We start from the raw sequence: 17,894 nt of genomic DNA on the forward strand, positions 1-17,894 counted from the left end.
CGTTGGGAGCGTCCGGTCCCGGGCCATTAGCGGGGAAAATCGCGCAATTCCAGTTGCGACGATAGCCTTTCCCCCGCCTAACACAATTACCCTTCTATCCGACAAACCTAACATCATGTTATTTCTTTCGCCCGCGTGCCGGGGCGGCCTTGCCGTTGCCACGCGACGGCTCGACCGCGCGCATCTCGGTGCGCAGGGATTCGATGAAATACTCCGCATGCAGCGACAGCGGCGTGCCGCGCTTGACTGCGATGTAGGTGTCGAACCGCGTCGGCTCGGTGATCTTCAACAGCTCTATGCCGGGATAGCCGCCATGGGCCACCGTGAACTGGTCGATGATGGCGATGCCGAGGCCCGCCTTCACCAGCGCGCAGACCGTGGTGCCGAAGCGGGCGCGGATGGTGATGTTGTAGTCGAGCCGGTGGCGGGCGAAGATCTCGGCCATGATCCGGCCGTAGGGGTCGTTGGGGTCGATGCCGATCAGCGGATAGCGGGTGATCTCGGCGGCGGAGACCTGCTTGCGGCCGGCGAGCTCGTGCCCCGGCGGCACGATGCAATAGAGTTCACCCGAGGCGAGCGGCATGAAGTCGAGCCCGGAATGCTCCAGCCGGTAGCTCATCGCGACGCACTCGCCGCGGCCGAGCATCAGGTAGTCGATGGCTTCCTCGAGCTTGAGGATGTTGATATCGATGCCGAGATCGGGATAGCGGCGGCGGACGCGCTCGATCGCGCGCGGCACCATCACCTGCGAGATGCTCGGCACCGAGCCGATGCGCAGCTCCGACAGGCCGCCGCGGCCGATCTTGGAGATGATCTCGGAGAGGTCGTCGACCTTCTTGTAGACGCCGTTGATCTGCTCGAAGATGTTCTCGGCTTCCGGCGTCGGGAAGTAGCGCCCGTTCTGGCGCTGAAAGAAGCGGATGCCGAGCGACCGCTCGGTGTATTTGACGAGACGGCTGATCCCGGGCGCCGAGACGTTGAGCAGCTTTGCCGCACCGCCGATGGTGCCCGTCACCATCACGGCACGGATCACTTCAACCTGGCGCAGCGTCATCATGGCCTGAGCATCCGAAAGACGATCGTGGCGGCGATCATCTCACGAGAGCGGCGCTGTCATCCAGCGGCAAGTGGGTCGATGTGGACGGAGGCAAGTCCCGTGTCCCGGACGTGCTGCAACGCGTTTGGCGTTGCGGCGCAGAGCCGCGACCCAGAAAGCCAGAGAGGAAGTTGCGGAAATTCGCTTTCAGAGTGTTCGACTAGAATCGCACGCGTTCAGATGGAGGGGCGTCATCGCGCGATCTGTGGCTTCGGCGTCGTCTGTTGCAACTGCGTTTAGCTCGCCGGGCCCTCGGGCGACACGCGGTCATCCAGCTCCGCGCGCTCGCTTTGCAGCACCTCGCGCGCAAACTCGATGATCTTCTGCTTGTTGGCCGTTTCGCGGACGGCAAAAAACACGCGGTTCAATTCCAGGCCGAGCACGCTGTTGAGGGCGATGTCCTCGTCTTGCATCGTGGTTTTCCCGCTTCGGACGCGTTCAGGTGTAACTGGACGTCACTTCTTCCACAAGTAGATTAAATCTTCGGAGCAGGCGGAACACCGGCAAACTACGGGAGCAGCGAATTGAGGCAGCCCCCAAATACATGCTATATGGGGGGGCGAGGGTCAGGAATCGTACTGATGTCTGCCGTGGATGCCGTGGACTATGGCCGGGAGGCGCTCGACTTCATCGAGGGGCTGGCGACCTATCGCAAGGTACCGGAGGCCATGAATGCGCTCGAAGCGGCCTTCGGTCGCTTCGGCTTCGAAACCATCATCGTGACGGGATTGCCGAACCCCGACCAGCAGTTTGCACAGATGGTGCTCGCCAAGCGCTGGCCGGCTGGATGGTTCAGCCTCTACACCCAGAACAATTACGACCGCTTCGATCCGGTGGTGCGTCTGTGCCGGCAATCGGTCAACCCCTTCGAATGGTCGGAAGCGCCCTACGATGCCGAGCTCGAACCGAATGCGGCCGAGGTGATGAACCGCGCCAGCGAGTTTCGCATGTCGCGCGGCTTCATCGTGCCAATTCACGGGCTCACCGGCTATGAGGCCGCGGTGTCGCTCGGCGGTGTCCATCTCGACCTCAATCCCCGCAGCAAGCCGGCGCTGCACCTGATGGCGATGTATGGCTTCGACCACATTCGCCGTCTGCTCGAGCCGGTGCCGTATCCGGCGACGCGCCTCACTCCGCGCGAGCGCGAGGTGATCGCCTGGGCTTCGCAGGGGAAGTCGGCCTGGGAAATCGGTGAGATCCTGCACATCACGCAACGCACCGCCGAAGAGCATCTTGCAACTGCCGCGCGCAAGCTAGGCGCCGTCAACCGTACGCATGCAGTGGCGCTGGCGATCCGGAACAAGATCATCACTCCTTAAAGCGCCGTACTGGGAAATTTCCCAATACCGAATCTGCGCCTTTTCGCAGAGCCTGCCTCCATTGGAGATGAATGGGGGTTTTCATGATTCACGCAATTTCCGCGATAAATCGCCACCTTTATGAAGACGTGATCGAGCAGCATTTCCGGCTGCGTCACGAGATCTTCGTCGAGGAGCGTCGCTGGGAAACGCTGCGCAGGCCGGATGGCCGCGAGATCGATTCCTATGACGACGAGGACACCGTCTATCTGCTGGCGCTGGAGGGGCGCCGCGTCGTCGGTGGTCACCGACTCTACCCGACGACCAAGCCTTCGATGATGAGCGAGGTGTTCCCGCATTTGGCGTCGGTGCGCGGATGCCCCGCCGATCCCCTGGTCTGGGAATGGTCGCGCTACTTCGTCGTGCGTGATCGCCGCGACGGCGCCCTCAACCTGCAACTGATGGCGGCGGTGCAGGAGTTCTGCCTCGATCAGGGAATCGCGCGGGTCAGCGCGATCATGGAGACCTGGTGGTTGCCGCGCTTCCACGAGGCAGGGTTCGTCGTGACCCCGCTCGGCCTGCCCGCTCTGGTGGAGAACGCGTGGACCATGGCGGCGACCATCGACATTCGTCGCGAGACCCTCGATGCCCTGCATGATCGTATCGGCATGACTTCCGTCGTGTGCCAGGACGGCCCGCATCTGGATGCCGTCGCCCGTGCCAACCTCTGCGGTCTTGCTGCCGCCCAACGAAAGAGCGCCTGAGATGTCGAACGTGATGCGGGACAGCCAGATCTTGGCGCAAATCAAGGACGAGAATCTCTGCTACATGTCCGACATGGCGCTCGAGCTGGCGCAGATGGCGGACGATTCTGGATTGGCGACGCTCGCCTATCTGTTCCGGATGGCGGCGCTGGAGGCCTCGACGGTCAACAGCGTGCTCGCCGAACCGGACGATCTTCCCCGGCAGATGACGTCGCACTAGACTTCCCTGCATTCCGACGAATCTTGCACCCTCTCTCCGGCCCGCCGGCGAGAGGGTGTTCGTTTGGGTGCGGCAGGTTGCCCCAGCCTGCACGGCAGCTTTCTTGCAAGTCGATTTCAATCGCATGCATCGGCATGCAACAAAGTGCATGTTTGGTGTCGAATCGCTCTTGCCTCGGAACGATACTGCCATTACCCATTTTTCGGCCTTGAAGAGGCAGGGGGAGCTCTTTCACTGATGGCGACTGTGTTCGAACATCGGCGCGACGCTGCGTGCGCCTGAAAGAGTCTTGATGCTGCTCGTCGTCGAACAGTTCCTGAACGGATTGCAGTTCGGCCTGCTCCTGTTCCTGCTCGCTGCCGGCCTGACGCTGGTGTTCGGGATCATGGATCTCGTCAACCTCGCGCACGGCTCGCTCTATATGATGGGCGCCTATTTTGCCGCGACTTTCGCGGCATGGACCGGCAGCTTCCTGCTCGGCGCGCTGATGGCGTTAGGGGCCACGCTGGTGCTCGGCATCGTGCTGGAGGTGACCGCGCTGCGGCATCTCTACGGCCGCGACCATCTCGACCACGTGCTCGCGACCTTCGGCCTGATCCTGTTCTTCAACGAAGCGGTGCGGCTGATCTGGGGCCCGGCGGGCCTCGCGCTGCCACTGCCGGCCTGGCTCACCGTGCCGGTGCCGATCCTGCCCGGCATTCACTATCCCGCCTATCGGCTCGCCATCATCGCGGTGGCGCTGCTGGTCGCGCTCCTGCTCTATCTCGGCGTGATGCGCACCCGCATCGGCATGCTGATCCGGGCCGGCGCCTCCAACCGCGAGATGATCGGCGCGCTCGGCATTAACATCAAGCTGCTCTACACGCTGGTGTTCGGCTTGGGGGCTGCGCTCGCGGGCCTTGCCGGCCTGATGCAGGCGCCGATCCTCACCGTGCAGATCGGCATGGGCGAGAACATTTTGATCCTCGCCTTCGTCATCATCGTGATCGGCGGCATCGGCTCGATCCGTGGCGCGTTCCTGGCCGCGATCTTCGTCGGCATGATCGACACGCTCGGCCGCGCCTTCCTGCCCAATCTGCTGCGGCAGGTGCTGAGCGGGGCCGCCGCTTCCACCGCCGCGCCCGCGCTGTCCTCCATGCTGATCTATCTCCTGATGGCGATCGTGCTGGTGGTGCGGCCGGAGGGGCTGTTTCCGGCCACCCGTCGATGAAGAGTTTGAGCGCGAGCAAGGCCGTCACGGCCCTGATGCTGGTGGGCCTCGTGCTGCTGCCGCTTTATTCGTCGCTGTCCGGCAACATCTTCATCCTGACGCTGTTCACCCGCATCATCATCCTGGCGCTGGCGGCGGCGAGCCTCAACCTCATCATGGGCTTTGGCGGCATGATGAGCTTTGGCCACGCCGCCTATCTCGGCATCGGCGGCTACGCCGTCGGCATGCTGGCGCAGGAAGGCGTAGGTTCCGGTTTCGTCCAGTTTCCAGTCGCGCTCGCGGCCTCTGCGATCTATGCGCTGGTGATCGGCGCGCTCTCGCTTCGCACCCGCGGCGTCTATTTCATCATGATCACACTCGCCTTCGCGCAGATGGCCTATTACGTCGCCTCGGGCCTGGCGCGCTACGGCGGCGATGACGGTCTCACCATCTACAAGCGCAGCGACTTCTCAGGGCTGATCGATCTGTCGAACCGCACGCAGTTCTATTATCTCTGCCTCGCCTGCCTCTTTGGCGTGATCTTCCTGATCTGGCGCATCGTGAATTCGCGCTTCGGCCTCGTGGTGCAGGGCCTGCGCTCCAACGAGCAGCGCATGCAGGCGATCGGCTTCCCCGCCAAGCGCTACCAGCTGGTCTGCTTCGTCATATCAGGCACCATGTGCGGCCTCGCCGGCGCGCTGCTCGCCAACAACACCGATTTCGTCAGCCCGGCCGTGATGTACTGGACGCGTTCCGGCGACCTCATGGTGATGGTGATCCTGGGCGGCATGGGCACGCTGTTCGGCCCGGTCATGGGCGCGGTGGTGTTCCTGCTGCTTGAAGAATTCCTGTCGCAGATCACCGAATATTGGGCGCTGATCATGGGCCCGCTGCTGCTATTGATCGTGCTGTTCGGCCGCGGCGGCATCATGGGCGTGCTCGGGAGGGCTGGCCGTGGCTGAACCCTTGCTCCGCGTCGAAAAGCTGGTGCGCCGCTTCGGCGGCATCGTCGCGACCGACAACGTCTCGCTCGACGTCGCGTCCGGCGAGCTGCACGCCATCATCGGCCCGAACGGCGCCGGCAAGACCACGCTGATCAGCCAGCTCACCGGGCATCTCGAGCCGCATTCCGGCAGCGTCTCGCTGGCGGGGCGCGACATCACCTATTTGCCTGCCTATCGCCGCTGCGCGCTGGGGCTCGCCCGCTCGTTCCAGATCACCTCGCTGCTGCTGGATTTCACCGCCGCCGACAATGTCGCGCTGGCGGCGCAGGCGCATGCCGGCACCTCGTTCCGCTTCTTCGCCAATGCGCGCAAGGAGAGGGGCCTACGCGATGCCGCCCATGCCGCGCTCGATCGCGTCGGCCTCGGCCATCGCGCCGATGTCGTGGTGAGCAGGCTCAGCCATGGTGAGCGTCGCGAGCTGGAACTTGCGGTCGCGCTCGCGAGCAAGCCGAAGCTCTTGCTGCTCGATGAGCCGATGGCCGGCTTAGGGGTCACCGAATCCCAGCGCATGGTGAAGCTGCTCCAGGAGCTGCGCAAGGAAGTCTCGATCGTCCTCGTCGAGCACGACATGCCGGCGGTGTTCGCGCTCGCCGACCGCATCTCGGTGCTGGTCTATGGCCGCGTCATCGCCTCCGGCGATCCGGCCGCGATTCGGGCCAACGAAGACGTCAAGCGCGCCTATCTCGGCGATCAGCATGTGGTGACGCACCATGGCTGATACGCTGCTCGACGTCGACGGCATCGAGACCTGCTATGGCCTGTCCCAGGTGCTGTTCGGCCTGTCGCTGTCGATCAAGCCGGGCGAGATGGTCTCGCTGATGGGCCGCAACGGCATGGGCAAGACCACCACCATCCGCTCCATCATGGGTCTGACGCCGGCACGCGCAGGCAGCATCCGCTTCGCTGGCGCCGAGGTCAGGCAGCTTCCGTCCTACAGAATTGCAAAGCTTGGCGTCGGCCTCGTTCCCGAGGGACGCCAGATCTTCCCGAACCTCACGGTACGCGAAAACCTGGTCGCGGCCGCGGCGGATCGCTTCAACAACAATAATCCCTGGACGCTCGCCGCGATCTACGTGCTGTTTCCGCGCCTTGCCGAGCGTGCGTCCAATATGGGCAACCAGCTCTCCGGCGGCGAGCAGCAGATGCTTGCGATCGGCCGCGCACTGATGACGAATCCAAAGCTCCTGATCCTGGATGAGGCGACCGAAGGCCTCGCGCCCCTGATCCGCGAGGAGATCTGGAGCTGCCTGTCGCTGCTGAAGAGCCGGGGCCAGTCGATCCTGGTCGTCGACAAGAACGTCGACCATCTCGCCCGCATCTGCGATCGCCACTACATCATCGAGCGCGGCAAGACGGTGTGGAGCGGTACCTCCGGCCAGCTGATGGCCGCGCCGGATTTGCAGCACAAATATCTGGGGATTTGATCCCCTCCCTCTCCCGTCATTGCGAGGAGCCCGCGACAAAATTGCGAAGCAATTTTGCGCTGGCGACGAAGCAATCCAGGCTGTCGCCGCGGAGGGATTCTGGATTGCTTCGCTTCGCTCGCAATGACGGAGGAGAGAGCTGGGGACCCTACCAATAAATCCCGTGCCGATGCAGCTCCCGGATCACGCGCGCCTCGGTGGACGGCCGACGGTGTTTCGGTTTGGCCGTTTCGGTTGTGTTCACCACTCGTGCGGTAGTGGACTGAACGGGCGTCGTGGCAACCGGAGCGGTTGCAGCTGGAGCCGCTGAGGTGGTGGGCGGCGGCGGCGTGACCGCCGCCGGCTCGGTCGCCTGCTGGCTCGCATTTGTTGCCGCTAGGCTCAGGCTGCGCGAACCGCCGGCATAGGCCTGGGTCGTCAGCAGCGACATCGTCGCGATCAGGATCAGCTTACGCATGGAAGCATCCTCGATTCGGTCAATCCGTCTGACCTGATTTGCGCGCCGTCAGCGCGCCAGACGGTGCACTCCGATTTCGACCAGGGTGGACCGGCATGACAGGCGATAGATCAGGCTGAACAATTGATCCCACATGATCGAACTCCGCTGTTGATCATGGGGCGGCAGTCTAGGCGCGGTGTCTTTCCGCCGTTTTTCGAGCGAGGCGGAAAATGGCTTCGTCGGAGCGTTGTAAGATGTCGTCGGAACAGGGGAGACGAAGTCGTCTCACGGGGGCGTGAGGCGGATCGTCCTCAAAACACCTCGAAGTATTCTCGATGCTCCCAGTCGGTCACTTCGGACAGGAAGCGATCGATCTCGGCGTTCTTGATGTGGGTATAGTAATCGACGAATTCAGCCCCGAGCTTCTCGCGGAAGAACGGGTCGTCCTTCAGTGCGGCGACGGCATCGCGTAGCGACTTCGGCAGCAGCGGTGCCTTGGTCTCGTAGGGCGTGTCGGCCGACGCGCCGGGATCGAGCTTGCGGTCGACGCCGTCGAGGCCGGAGAGAATCTGCGAGGCCATGTAGAGATAGGGGTTGGCAGCGGGCTCGCCGATGCGATTCTCCAGGCGCGTGGCGGCATCATTGGCCGCGCCGAGCACGCGGATCATCACGCCGCGATTGTCGCGGCCCCAGATCGCGCGGTCGGGGGCCAGCGAATAGGAGCGGTAGCGCTTGTAGCCGTTGATGGTCGGCGTGGTGAACACTGTGGAGGCGCGGGCATGGTCGAGCAGGCCGGCGAGGTAGGATTTGCCAAATGCGCTGAGAGGCTCGCCGTCTGCCTTTCCCGTTTCCTTGGCCATGAATTGGTTCTCGCCGCTCGCGCGCGAGACGATCGACTGGTGCAGGTGCCAGCCGCTCGCGAACACGTTGGGCAGTTTCGGTCGGCACATGAAGGTGGCGTGGTAGCCGTGGCGCCGCGCGATTTGCTTCACGGCGGAGCGGAACAGCACCATGTTGTCGGCAGGCTCCAAGCCCTTCTTCGGCGCGAAGGTGAACTCGCACTGGCTCGGCCCGAACTCGACCTCGACCGAGCGCAAGGGCAGCCCGAGCGCGACGATGTCGCGCCGTAAGATCTCCAGCACCGGCTCCATCTGATCGAAACGCTGCTCGGTGAGGTATTGATAGCCGTGGCTGAGCAGGCTGACCGAGGGCGGCGTGCCGGGCTGCCCGGCGTCCTCAGGCCGCATATGCGGGTCGTCGAGCCTAAAGATGTGGAATTCAACCTCGAGCCCCGCGACGAAATCGTAGCCGCGCGCGCCGAGCTCATCGAGCACGCGCTTGTAGAGCCCGCGCGTCGCGAACGGCACGGGACGGCCGTCGTTGAAATAGAGATCGCACAGCACCCAGCCGGTGGTGGGCGCCCACGGCAGCACGCGAAACGTGGTGGGATCGGCGACCATCAGCACATCGGCCGCGCCCTCCATCTCCTTCATGCCGAAGCCGCCGCCTGACGTAAACACGGGAAACACTGTGCGGTGCGAGGTGTCCTTGGCGAGCATGGTGGTGGTGATGGAGCAGCCGCTCTCCAGCGAGGCGATCGCCTCGGAGGCGACGATGGTCTTGCCGCGCAAGATGCCGTGCTGGTCGGGAAAGGCGAGGCGGATGACCTCGAGGTTCTTCTCCTCGGCGATGCGGCGCATACGCGTCGCCGCGTCCCTCTGCTCATCCGACCACAGCGCATGGCGTGCGACGAAAGTCACTTTGGTTGCTCCTTGCTAGCCTGTCATTCCGGGGCACGCGAAGCGTGAACCCGGAATCTCGAGGTTCTCAGGTGCGCAAGTGCGCACCATAGTTCGATGCTATCGCATCGCCCCGGAATGACGGTGCGTCAAATCACTCCGCCGCCGTCAGCCGATGCACCTTGCCTTCAATCTCCTTCGGCACGGGCGCGGTCCATGGCGCGCCGCGGCGGCGCTTGACGTCGACCTCCATCCAGTAGGTCTCCCAGCCCCGCGTCGGCCCGATGCCATCCATGGTGGCCGGTCCCTGGATCGAACGCGCGTTGGCTTCGTCGAGAGACAGCATCGGCTTCTCGCCGCCCTGAACCTTCTCGATCTCCTGCCGCAGCAGGCGGCGATACTGCACGATCGCCTTGTCGGACTGTCCGAGATGCTCCTTGGTGCGATCCTGGATCGACCCCATCGACTCCACCGCCCATTGGTCGTGCACGTTGATGTCGGTGCCCATGCCGGTATAGGTCGCGGTCTGCTGCTCGTGCGGATCGAAACCGTAATCGTTGCTGCGGTTCTTGCGCGACTTGTAGTCGGGCAGCTCATAGAGCTCGAGCCGCTGGTCGCGCATCTTCTGCTTGTCGACCGGGTTCGAATAGCTGGTGAAGATCGCGTACCAGTAGCAGTTCTCGTCATCAACAGGCACATGCCACTGCGTGATCGTCATCTCCGTGCTCATGGGGATGACGAAGCCGTGCGGGAACAACTGGTTGGTGACGCGCACATGGGTGCGCTCCTCGTCGATCTCGCGCAGCGCAATCAGCCGCAATCCGTATTCGGTGTGCTCGACATTGATGATCGGGCGGTCGTATTCGCGCAGGATTTTCGTCATCGGCAGGTCGGAGCCGGCGGAGGCGCCGCGGAATTGCTTGCCGTAGGCGGTGGAGGTGTCCTCGTCCTCGAAGAAGCGGTGCAGATAGGAGGCATGCGCGGGATCGATGCCGACTTCCAGCGCCTGCAGCCAGTTGCAGGCCATGTGACCCTTGAACGCGAAAGTATGACTGCCCGGCGCAATGAAGCAGTCGATCTCCGGGAATGCGGGCGGCTCGCCTTCGCCGAGATAGGCCCAGAGGATGCCGCTCTTCTCCACCACGGGATAGGAGCGCTGGCGGATGTTCTGGCAGAGCTTTGAATCCTTCGGCTCGGCCGGCGTCTCGATGCACTGTCCCGTGGCGTCGAACAGCCAGCCATGGAAAGCGCAACGCAAGCCGCCATGCTCGAGCCGTCCGAAAGCGAGGTCGGCGCCGCGATGCGCGCAGTGCCGGTCGATCAGGCCGTAGCGTCCGCTCTCGTCGCGGAACAGCACCAGGTTCTCGCCCAGCAGTCTGACGGGACGAATCGGCCGCGCACCCTCCAGCTCATCCACCAGCGCCGCCGGCTGCCAATAGCTCCGCATCAGCTTGCCGCAAGGGTCCTTCGGCCCGGTGCGGGTGATCAGGTCGTTCTGCTCCTGGCTCATCATGGCGAGTGCATCCTTTGTGGAATGGGGTCTGTTCGCCTATTGAACGAATGGGCGAATTATGACATGCCTTGGAGCGGCAGCAAGCACTATTTTGCAGGAGTGTCCCGAGGCCATGCCTAAGCTGAAGCGCAGCGAGAGCGATGAGCGCGCGACGGACTTCGTCGAAGCCCTCGACCGTGGCCTGCGCCTGCTGCAGTGCTTCGGCACCACGGCCGGCCCGATGACGCTGAGCGATCTCGCCCGCGCCGCCGATCTGCCGCGCGCCACCGCGCGGCGCATGCTGTTCACGCTCCAGCGTGGCGGCTTTGTCAGCGGTGACGGAAAACTGTTCTCGCTGACGCCGCATGTGCTGACGCTGGCTTCGTCCTATCTGCGTTCGAGCCAACTCGTTGCGGTGCTTCAGCCCGTGCTCGATCGCATCGCAACGGCCGCACAGGAGATCTCGTCGCTCGCCGTGCTCGACGGCGATGAGGTCGTGTTCATCGCGCGCGGAAGCCCGGCGCGCGTTTTCTCCGGCGGGCTTGAGATCGGCTACCGCCTGCCGGCCTTCTGCACCTCGGTCGGCCGCGCCATGCTGGGGCAGTTCGGCGATACCGATCTCGCTGCGCGCCTGAAGGCGATGAAGCGGGAGGCGCTGACGCCTCAGACAGTGACCGATCCCAAGGCGCTGCTCGCGCGCATCGCCGCCGACCGTGCACAGGGCTATGCGCTGGTCGACCGCGAGGCCGAGCCGCATTTCCGCTCGATCTCGGTCCCCGTCCGCCGCTACGACGGCGTGATCGTCGCCGCCATCAACATGGGCGCCCATGTCGATCGCGTGCCGGCGCAGGAACTGATCGACCGCTTCCTGCCGCTGTTGCGGGAAGGCGCGGAGGCGGTGCGTTCGCAGCTTCTGTAGCTGCTCCCGCCGGTTCGAAACCGGTGCTATAATAGCCGCAAGCACAAGAGAACAGGGAGGACACCATGAACCACACCATGGTTCCCAGTGATCGCGTGGAGCACGTCGCCGTCTACGGACGCGACGGCACGAAGCTCGGCACGATCGAGCGACTGATGCTCGACAAGATGAGCGGAATGGTCGCCTATGCCGTGATCAAGACCGGCGGGCTGCTCGGTACCCGCCACCACTATCCTCTCCAGTGGAGCGCGCTGAAATACGATCCAAGCCGCCAGGCGTTCCAGACCGAGCTGACGCTGGACGAGCTCAGCAGCGGCCCGTGCGAGTTCGATGGCGACGCGTTCGACTGGGGCGACCGCTCGCGGCCCTACCCGCATCCGCATTACTGGTCGGTCTAGCTGCGTCGGAAGTATGGGCGCCGGTAAGCGGCGTCACGGCCGATTGCGCATCCAGTCGGCAAGACCTGACAGCGCGTTGTCGAGATCCCGACGCGCGGCGCTATCCGTCACCGTCTCTTCCAGCGCGCCGCGCATGCAGCGCAACCACGCGTCGCGCTCGGCATCGCCGATGGCGAAGCCGAAATGGCGCTGGCGCAGCCGCGGATGACCCTTCTCGGGGGTATAGAGGCGCGGACCGCCGGTCCATTCGGTGAGATAGCGCTTCAGCACGTCCCTGATCAGGCCGAGATCGTCCGCATGCATGGCACGGATCACCTGCGCTTCCGGTAGCGTGTCCATGCGATCGTAGAAGCGGTCGACCAGACGATCGATCGTGGCGCTGCCGCCGATCCGCTCGAACATGGAGATTGCGGTGGTGCTGTCGGTCATCTCTACAGCGCCACGCTGCGCAGCCCGAAGCTGCGCGCTTCGTTCTGCAGCACCGGCCGTACCGCGTCGATCAGGCGCGCAGCCGCTGCATCGACCGACAGCCCCGCGGTATCCACCACCGCGGTCGCGCGCGAGTACAGCGGCTCGCGGCTGAGCAGGATGTTGCGCAGCTCGGTCATCGCCGAGCGATCATCCGCCATCGGGCGCAGGTCGCCCTGGCGGCGCACGCGGGCCATGTGCTCCTCGGGCTCGGCCTTCAGCCAGATCGTGTAGAACGAGGTCAGGATCTGGTCGAAGGTCAGGGGCTCGGAGACGATGCCGCCGCCGGTCGCCAGCACCATCAGCTCGTTGCGCGCGAGCAGCTGTTGCAGCGCCGCCTGCTCCATGCGGCGAAAGCCTTCCTGGCCGTAGAGCGCAATGATCTCGGCGACCGAGAGGCCGTTCTGCTGCTCGACCTCTTTGTTGAGCTCGACGAAGCTCCAGCCGATCTTCTTCGCCAGCATCCTGCCGAGCGTGGACTTGCCGGCGCCGCGCAGGCCGATCAGCGCGATGCCGCAGAATGGCGCACGCCGCGGCGCGGACGCGCTGCCGCCGGCGAGCAAATCCTTGGCCTGTGCGATCTGGCTAGGGGTCGCCTTGCGCAAGAGGTCGCGAAACATCTGCCAGTCCGGCGTCGGATCGGCGGAGGGGAGCAAATCCTCGAGATGCGCGCCCATCGCGTCGGAGACGCGGCGCAGCAGCACGATGGAGACATTGCCCTTGCCGCTCTCGAGCTGCGCGATGTAGCGCTCCGAAATCCCTGATACCTTGGCGAGCACTTTGCGCGACATGCCGCGCAGTGCGCGCATGGTGCGCACGCGCTGGCCGAGCTGTTCGAGGAAGCGGGATTCGGCGTCGGGACTTTCGGTCATGAGCCTTCTTTACAGATGTCCTGCGGCGCGTTTTAATGAAACATAGTGCCTGCTGGCATTGACAGCAAGCCGCCGTGGTGTCTTTCTATGAATTATAATTCTAAATTCGGGGGAGATGTCCGTGAGCGAGGGATCCTATAACGCGGTGACCTGGCTGCTCGACCGTAACGTCGAGGAGGGCCGCGGCAGCAAGCTGGCCTTCGACGACACCGTCTCGCGGCTCACCTATGGCGAGCTCCAGCAGCAGACCCGGCGCGCCGCCAACATGCTGCGCCGGCTCGGCGTCCGCCGCGAGGAGCGGGTGGCGATGATCATGCTTGATACGGTCGATTTCCCGATCGTGTTCCTGGGCGCGATCCGCGCCGGCATCGTGCCGGTGCCGCTCAATACGCTGCTGACTGCGGACCAATACGCCTACATCCTCGCCGACTGCCGCGCGCGCGTGCTGTTCGTCTCCGAAGCGCTCTATCCCGTGATCAAGGACGTCGTCGGCCGCATGCCGGATCTCGAGCATGTCGTGGTCTCCGGCGCCAAGCAGAACGGTCACAAGCAACTCGCTGAAGAGATTGCAGGCGAAAGCGATCAATTCACCACTGCAGCGACGCACCCCGATGAGCCTGCCTTCTGGCTCTACTCATCAGGCTCGACCGGCATGCCCAAGGGCGTGCGCCATCTGCATTCGAATTTGCAGGCGACTGCCGATACCTATGCGAAGCAGGTGCTCGGCATCCGCGAGAGCGATGTCTGTTTGTCCGCGGCAAAACTGTTCTTCGCCTATGGCCTCGGCAATGCGCTGACCTTCCCGATGTCGGTCGGCGCCAGCGTGATCCTGAACAGCGAGCGGCCGACACCGGCGCGCATGTTCGACCTGATGAACCGCTACAACCCGTCGATCTTCTACGGCGTGCCGACGCTGTTCGCGGCCATGCTCAATGACGAGACGATGAAGAGCGAGCGTGGCGGCAAAAACTTGCGCATCTGCACCTCCGCGGGCGAGGCGCTGCCGGAATCCGTGGGCACCAGCTGGAAGGCGCGCTTCGGCGTCGACATCCTCGATGGCGTCGGCTCGACCGAGCTGCTGCACATCTTCCTGTCGAACGCCCCCGGCGACATCAAATACGGCACGTCCGGCAAGCCGGTGCCCGGCTATGCGGTGCGGCTGGTCAACGAGGCCGGCCAGGACGTCGCCGACGGCGAGGTCGGCGAACTCCTCGTCGATGCGCCCTCCGCCGGCGAGGGGTATTGGAATCAGCGCCACAAGAGCCGCCGCACCTTCGAGGGACCGTGGACTCGCACCGGCGACAAATACATTCGCGATGCGGACGGCCGCTACACCTTCTGCGGCCGCGCCGACGACATGTTCAAGGTCTCCGGCATCTGGGTCTCGCCCTTCGAGGTCGAGAGCGCGCTGATCACGCATCCGGCGGTGCTGGAAGCTGCCGTCGTGCCCGAGGCCGATCCGGAAGGACTGCTGAAGCCGAAGGCTTTCGTCGTGTTGCGGCCCGGTGCAACAACGACGGACTTGCAGGAAATTCTGAAGGAGCACGTCAAGCAGAAGATCGGCCCGTGGAAATATCCGCGCTGGATCGACGTGGTGGACTCGCTGCCGAAGACGGCGACGGGCAAGATCCAACGGTTCAAGCTGCGGGAAGGGGCCAATTGAGTGCGCGAACTGCACTTGCTTACCCTCCCCTGGAGGGGGAGGGTCGGCACGCGATCGAGCGAAGCGAGATGCGTGACGGGGTGGGGTGATCTCTCCACGCGGGCACTGCATCTGCGGAGAGACTGTCACCCCACCCCGCTTCACATCTCGCTACGCTCGCTGTGAATCGACCCTCCCCCTCCAGGGGAGGGTGCGCATCTCAGCATTGGCTAGGAATGGGAATTCGATCATGACCAATCTCACCCCCACCGGGTTCCTCGGCATCGGCGGCGCCAGCCTCGAATACAAATGGCTGGCACCGCAATCTGCCGATGCACCCACCATCGTCATGCTGCACGAAGGGCTCGGCTCGGTCGGTCTCTGGGGCGATTTCCCGGAGAAGCTGCAGCAGGCAACCGGCGCAGGCATGTTCGTTTATTCGCGCGCCGGCTACGGCCAGTCCAGTCCGGTCGAACTGCCGCGGCCGCTCGATTACATGCAACGCGAGGCGCTGGACGTGCTGCCGAAGGTTCTCGATGCGATTCAGTTCAAACGCGGCCTGTTGCTCGGCCATTCCGACGGCGCCTCGATCGCCACCATCTATGCCGGGGCGCATCAGGATCATCGCCTCAACGGTCTCGTGCTGATCGCGCCGCATTTCGTCGTCGAGGACATCTCGATCAAATCGATCGCCGCGATCAAGACGACGTTCGAGACCACGGACCTGAACACGAAACTGGCGCGCTGGCACAAGGACGTCGACAACGCCTTCTACGGCTGGAACGGCGCCTGGCTCGACCCAAAATTCCGCGATTGGGACATCTCGGAGTACCTGGCCTATATCCGCGTCCCCATCATGGTCGTGCAGGGCGTGGACGACCAATATGGCACCCTGCGTCAGGTCGAGATCGCGCAGGAGGAGTGCTACTGCCCGGTCGATCTGAAGATCGTTTCAGGCGCGGGACATTCCCCGCATCGTGAGGCGCCGGCGGCGACGCTCAAGGCGATCGAGCAATTCGCAAGAGCGGCCCTGCGCGATGATCAGGGCCTGCAAGGTCGTGCCGCATGACTGCGGCAAAGAACGGCGACTATGAAACAAAATGCATGCTTTGGCATTTGAAGACTAGACGCGCTCCAAAAGATGCATTATTGTGCATCTAACGCTCAAGCCAGAGCGCATAATCAAGCTCAGGGATGACCCATGGCCGGGGAAGATCGGCGCCTCGCAGGCGGCGCGACATTCATCGATTTCCAGACCGAACCGTCCCGCTACAAGCATTGGAAGCTTTCGGTTGATGGCGACGTCGCGACGCTGACCATGGACGTCGACGAGAATGGCGGCCTGTTCGAGGGCTATCAGCTCAAGCTCAATTCCTACGACCTCGGCGTCGACATCGAGCTTGCGGACGCCGTTCAGCGTCTGCGCTTCGAGCATCCCGAGGTGAAGGTCGTGGTGCTGCGCTCGGCCAAGAACCGCGTGTTCTGCGCCGGCGCCAACATCCGCATGCTCGCCGGCTCGACGCACGCTCACAAGGTGAACTTCTGCAAGTTCACCAACGAGACCCGCAACGGCATGGAGGATTCGTCGGAGAATTCCGGCCAGCGCTTCATCACGGTGGTGAACGGCTCCGCCGCCGGCGGCGGCTATGAGCTGGCGCTCGCGACCGATCACATCATCCTTGCCGATGACGGCTCGTCCGCGGTGGCACTGCCTGAGGTGCCGCTACTCGCGGTGCTGCCGGGCACCGGCGGTCTGACGCGTGTCGTCGACAAGCGCAAGGTGCGCCGCGACCACGCCGACTTCTTCTGCACCATCGAGGAAGGCGTGAAGGGCAAGCGGGCGGTGCAGTGGCGGCTCGTCGACGAGATCGCGCCGAACTCCAAGCTGGAAGCCAGGATTGCGGAGCGCGCCAAGGAATTCGCGGCCGCCTCGACGCGCAACGGCAGCGGCAGGGGCATCGCGCTGACGCCGCTCAGGCGCCTGATCGACGACACCAACATCCGTTACGGCTTCGTCACCGTCGACATCGATCGCACCGCGCGCATCGCCACCATCTCGATCAAGGCGCCGGAATCAGCGCCGCCGGCCGACATCGACGGCATGATGGCGCAAGGGGCTTCGTTCTGGCCGCTCCAGGTCGCGCGCGAGCTCGACGACGCCATCCTGCATCTGCGCATCAACGAGCTCGAGATTGCCATGCTGGTGTTCAAGAGCCATGGCGACCGCGCCCACGTGCTCGCCTGCGACACCTTCCTTGAAGCCAACAAGGCGCACTGGCTGGTCAACGAAATCCGCCACTACTGGAAGCGCGTGCTCAAGCGCATCGACGTCACCTCGCGCACGCTGGTGACGCTGGTCGAGCCCGGCTCCTGCTTTGCCGGCACGCTCGCCGAGCTCGTCTTCGCAGCCGACCGCTCCTACATGCTGATCGGCACGCGCCAGGGCGACAACCGTCCGCCGCCGTCGATCGAACTGTCGGCCATGAACTTCGGCCCGTATCCGATGAGCCACGGCCTGACCCGGCTTCAGTCCCGCTTCCAGGCTGATCCGTCCGACGTGGAGCGCGCGGAAGCAACGCTCGGCACCAGCCTCGACGCCGAGCAGGCCGAAGAGCTCGGCCTCGTCACCTTCGCGCTCGACGACATCGACTGGGACGACGAGGTCCGCGTCTTCCTCGAGGAACGCGCCAGCTTCTCGCCCGACAGCCTCACCGGCATGGAAGCGAGCCTGCGCTTCGTCGGCCCCGAGACGATGGAATCAAAGATCTTCGCCCGCCTCACCGCCTGGCAGAACTGGATCTTCCAGCGCCCGAACGCCGTCGGCGAGGAAGGCGCGCTGCGCCGCTACGGCAGCGGCCAGAAACCGAAATTCGATATGACGCGGGTGTAGCGACTTTCGTGTCCCGGGCGCGCTGCGGCACCAAAAGCGC

At 64.1% G+C, this 17,894-nt stretch carries 19 protein-coding genes; 12 read left to right on the forward strand and 7 right to left on the reverse strand.

The window, feature by feature from the left end; translation table 11 throughout:
* Window positions 1-118 precede the first annotated feature (118 nt).
* Both YU9_RS0122000 and YU9_RS48025 read right to left on the reverse strand, forming a co-directional pair.
* Window positions 119-1,057, reverse strand: a complete 939-nt coding sequence (locus YU9_RS0122000; protein WP_027574730.1) for a LysR family transcriptional regulator — start codon at window positions 1,055-1,057, stop codon at window positions 119-121.
* 275 nt (window positions 1,058-1,332) lie between these two features.
* Window positions 1,333-1,509, reverse strand: coding sequence for a hypothetical protein (locus YU9_RS48025; protein WP_036017812.1), 177 nt, complete (start codon window positions 1,507-1,509; stop codon window positions 1,333-1,335).
* Window positions 1,510-1,686: 177 nt separating this feature from the next.
* On the opposite strand from YU9_RS48025, the gene YU9_RS0122010 reads away from it, so the two are divergent.
* The 7 genes from YU9_RS0122010 to YU9_RS0122040 all read left to right on the forward strand — a co-directional run bounded on the left by YU9_RS0122010 (window position 1,687) and on the right by YU9_RS0122040 (window position 6,995).
* Entirely contained in the window at window positions 1,687-2,415 is a 729-nt protein-coding gene (locus tag YU9_RS0122010; protein ID WP_027574731.1) for a LuxR family transcriptional regulator, read from the forward strand.
* Between the two features lie 71 nt (window positions 2,416-2,486).
* Complete coding sequence (locus YU9_RS0122015) at window positions 2,487-3,158, forward strand: acyl-homoserine-lactone synthase (RefSeq protein ID WP_156952041.1); 672 nt, start codon at window positions 2,487-2,489, stop codon at window positions 3,156-3,158.
* A 1-nt stretch (window position 3,159) separates the two neighbouring features.
* A complete protein-coding gene (locus tag YU9_RS0122020; RefSeq protein WP_027574733.1) occupies window positions 3,160-3,378 on the forward strand; it encodes a hypothetical protein in 219 nt (72 codons plus the stop codon).
* 292 nt (window positions 3,379-3,670) lie between these two features.
* Complete coding sequence (locus tag YU9_RS0122025) at window positions 3,671-4,588, forward strand: branched-chain amino acid ABC transporter permease (protein ID WP_027574734.1); 918 nt, start codon at window positions 3,671-3,673, stop codon at window positions 4,586-4,588.
* Complete coding sequence (locus YU9_RS0122030; protein ID WP_027574735.1) at window positions 4,585-5,529, forward strand: branched-chain amino acid ABC transporter permease; 945 nt, start codon at window positions 4,585-4,587, stop codon at window positions 5,527-5,529. The genes YU9_RS0122025 and YU9_RS0122030 overlap by 4 nt, the downstream gene beginning before the upstream one ends.
* Window positions 5,522-6,289: an ABC transporter ATP-binding protein gene (locus YU9_RS0122035; protein ID WP_027574736.1), complete on the forward strand. Its 768-nt coding sequence runs from the start codon at window positions 5,522-5,524 to the stop codon at window positions 6,287-6,289. The genes YU9_RS0122030 and YU9_RS0122035 overlap by 8 nt, the downstream gene beginning before the upstream one ends.
* Window positions 6,282-6,995: an ABC transporter ATP-binding protein gene (locus YU9_RS0122040; protein ID WP_027574737.1), complete on the forward strand. Its 714-nt coding sequence runs from the start codon at window positions 6,282-6,284 to the stop codon at window positions 6,993-6,995. The genes YU9_RS0122035 and YU9_RS0122040 overlap by 8 nt, the downstream gene beginning before the upstream one ends.
* 148 nt (window positions 6,996-7,143) lie before the next feature.
* Here YU9_RS0122040 and YU9_RS0122045 read toward each other — a convergent pair whose 3' ends face one another.
* From YU9_RS0122045 to YU9_RS0122055, 3 genes are all read right to left on the reverse strand, one after another.
* The gene (locus tag YU9_RS0122045) at window positions 7,144-7,452 is read right to left on the reverse strand and encodes a hypothetical protein (protein ID WP_027574738.1); all 309 of its coding nucleotides are present in this window, start codon (window positions 7,450-7,452) and stop codon (window positions 7,144-7,146) included.
* 293 nt (window positions 7,453-7,745) lie between these two features.
* The gene (locus YU9_RS0122050; RefSeq protein ID WP_027574739.1) at window positions 7,746-9,194 is read right to left on the reverse strand and encodes a glutamine synthetase family protein; all 1,449 of its coding nucleotides are present in this window, start codon (window positions 9,192-9,194) and stop codon (window positions 7,746-7,748) included.
* 133 nt (window positions 9,195-9,327) lie between these two features.
* Window positions 9,328-10,686 (reverse strand): aromatic ring-hydroxylating dioxygenase subunit alpha, encoded by a 1,359-nt coding sequence (locus YU9_RS0122055; protein ID WP_027574740.1) that lies wholly within the window; start codon window positions 10,684-10,686, stop codon window positions 9,328-9,330.
* 112 nt (window positions 10,687-10,798) lie between these two features.
* Between YU9_RS0122055 and YU9_RS0122060 the strand changes: the two genes are divergently transcribed.
* Complete coding sequence (locus YU9_RS0122060; RefSeq protein ID WP_027574741.1) at window positions 10,799-11,584, forward strand: IclR family transcriptional regulator C-terminal domain-containing protein; 786 nt, start codon at window positions 10,799-10,801, stop codon at window positions 11,582-11,584.
* Window positions 11,585-11,649: 65 nt separating this feature from the next.
* Window positions 11,650-11,982, forward strand: a complete 333-nt coding sequence (locus YU9_RS0122065; protein WP_027574742.1) for a PRC-barrel domain-containing protein — start codon at window positions 11,650-11,652, stop codon at window positions 11,980-11,982.
* 33 nt (window positions 11,983-12,015) lie between these two features.
* On the opposite strand, the gene YU9_RS0122070 is transcribed toward YU9_RS0122065, so the two are convergent.
* Both YU9_RS0122070 and YU9_RS0122075 read right to left on the reverse strand, forming a co-directional pair.
* Complete coding sequence (locus YU9_RS0122070) at window positions 12,016-12,411, reverse strand: group II truncated hemoglobin (RefSeq protein ID WP_027574743.1); 396 nt, start codon at window positions 12,409-12,411, stop codon at window positions 12,016-12,018.
* A 2-nt stretch (window positions 12,412-12,413) separates the two neighbouring features.
* Window positions 12,414-13,322, reverse strand: coding sequence for a helix-turn-helix transcriptional regulator (locus tag YU9_RS0122075; protein WP_027574744.1), 909 nt, complete (start codon window positions 13,320-13,322; stop codon window positions 12,414-12,416).
* 121 nt (window positions 13,323-13,443) lie between these two features.
* On the opposite strand from YU9_RS0122075, the gene YU9_RS0122080 reads away from it, so the two are divergent.
* From YU9_RS0122080 to boxC, 3 genes are all read left to right on the forward strand, one after another.
* A complete protein-coding gene (locus YU9_RS0122080) occupies window positions 13,444-14,985 on the forward strand; it encodes a benzoate-CoA ligase family protein (RefSeq protein WP_027574745.1) in 1,542 nt (513 codons plus the stop codon).
* A 229-nt stretch (window positions 14,986-15,214) separates the two neighbouring features.
* A complete protein-coding gene (locus tag YU9_RS0122085) occupies window positions 15,215-16,033 on the forward strand; it encodes an alpha/beta fold hydrolase (RefSeq protein ID WP_027574746.1) in 819 nt (272 codons plus the stop codon).
* Window positions 16,034-16,165: 132 nt separating this feature from the next.
* Complete coding sequence (gene boxC, locus YU9_RS0122090) at window positions 16,166-17,854, forward strand: 2,3-epoxybenzoyl-CoA dihydrolase (RefSeq protein ID WP_027574747.1); 1,689 nt, start codon at window positions 16,166-16,168, stop codon at window positions 17,852-17,854.
* The last annotated feature ends 40 nt before the right edge of the window (window positions 17,855-17,894 follow it).

It is taken from the genome of Bradyrhizobium sp. WSM1743, assembly GCF_000473065.1.
Taxonomy (GTDB): Bacteria; Pseudomonadota; Alphaproteobacteria; order Rhizobiales; family Xanthobacteraceae; genus Bradyrhizobium.

Bases quoted from the DNA above. Each gene is read 5' to 3' on its own strand.
- YU9_RS0122000 (WP_027574730.1), bottom strand. From the start codon at position 1,057: ATGATGACGCTGCGCCAGGTTGAAGTGATCCGTGCCGTGATGGTGACG.
- YU9_RS48025 (WP_036017812.1), bottom strand. From the start codon at position 1,509: ATGCAAGACGAGGACATCGCCCTCAACAGCGTGCTCGGCCTGGAATTG.
- YU9_RS0122015 (WP_156952041.1), top strand. From the start codon at position 2,487: ATGGGGGTTTTCATGATTCACGCAATTTCCGCGATAAATCGCCACCTT.
- YU9_RS0122020 (WP_027574733.1), top strand. From the start codon at position 3,160: ATGTCGAACGTGATGCGGGACAGCCAGATCTTGGCGCAAATCAAGGAC.
- YU9_RS0122025 (WP_027574734.1), top strand. From the start codon at position 3,671: ATGCTGCTCGTCGTCGAACAGTTCCTGAACGGATTGCAGTTCGGCCTG.
- YU9_RS0122030 (WP_027574735.1), top strand. From the start codon at position 4,585: ATGAAGAGTTTGAGCGCGAGCAAGGCCGTCACGGCCCTGATGCTGGTG.
- YU9_RS0122040 (WP_027574737.1), top strand. From the start codon at position 6,282: ATGGCTGATACGCTGCTCGACGTCGACGGCATCGAGACCTGCTATGGC.
- YU9_RS0122045 (WP_027574738.1), bottom strand. From the start codon at position 7,452: ATGCGTAAGCTGATCCTGATCGCGACGATGTCGCTGCTGACGACCCAG.
- YU9_RS0122055 (WP_027574740.1), bottom strand. From the start codon at position 10,686: ATGATGAGCCAGGAGCAGAACGACCTGATCACCCGCACCGGGCCGAAG.
- YU9_RS0122060 (WP_027574741.1), top strand. From the start codon at position 10,799: ATGCCTAAGCTGAAGCGCAGCGAGAGCGATGAGCGCGCGACGGACTTC.
- YU9_RS0122065 (WP_027574742.1), top strand. From the start codon at position 11,650: ATGAACCACACCATGGTTCCCAGTGATCGCGTGGAGCACGTCGCCGTC.
- YU9_RS0122070 (WP_027574743.1), bottom strand. From the start codon at position 12,411: ATGACCGACAGCACCACCGCAATCTCCATGTTCGAGCGGATCGGCGGC.
- YU9_RS0122075 (WP_027574744.1), bottom strand. From the start codon at position 13,322: ATGACCGAAAGTCCCGACGCCGAATCCCGCTTCCTCGAACAGCTCGGC.
- YU9_RS0122085 (WP_027574746.1), top strand. From the start codon at position 15,215: ATGACCAATCTCACCCCCACCGGGTTCCTCGGCATCGGCGGCGCCAGC.
- boxC (WP_027574747.1), top strand. From the start codon at position 16,166: ATGGCCGGGGAAGATCGGCGCCTCGCAGGCGGCGCGACATTCATCGAT.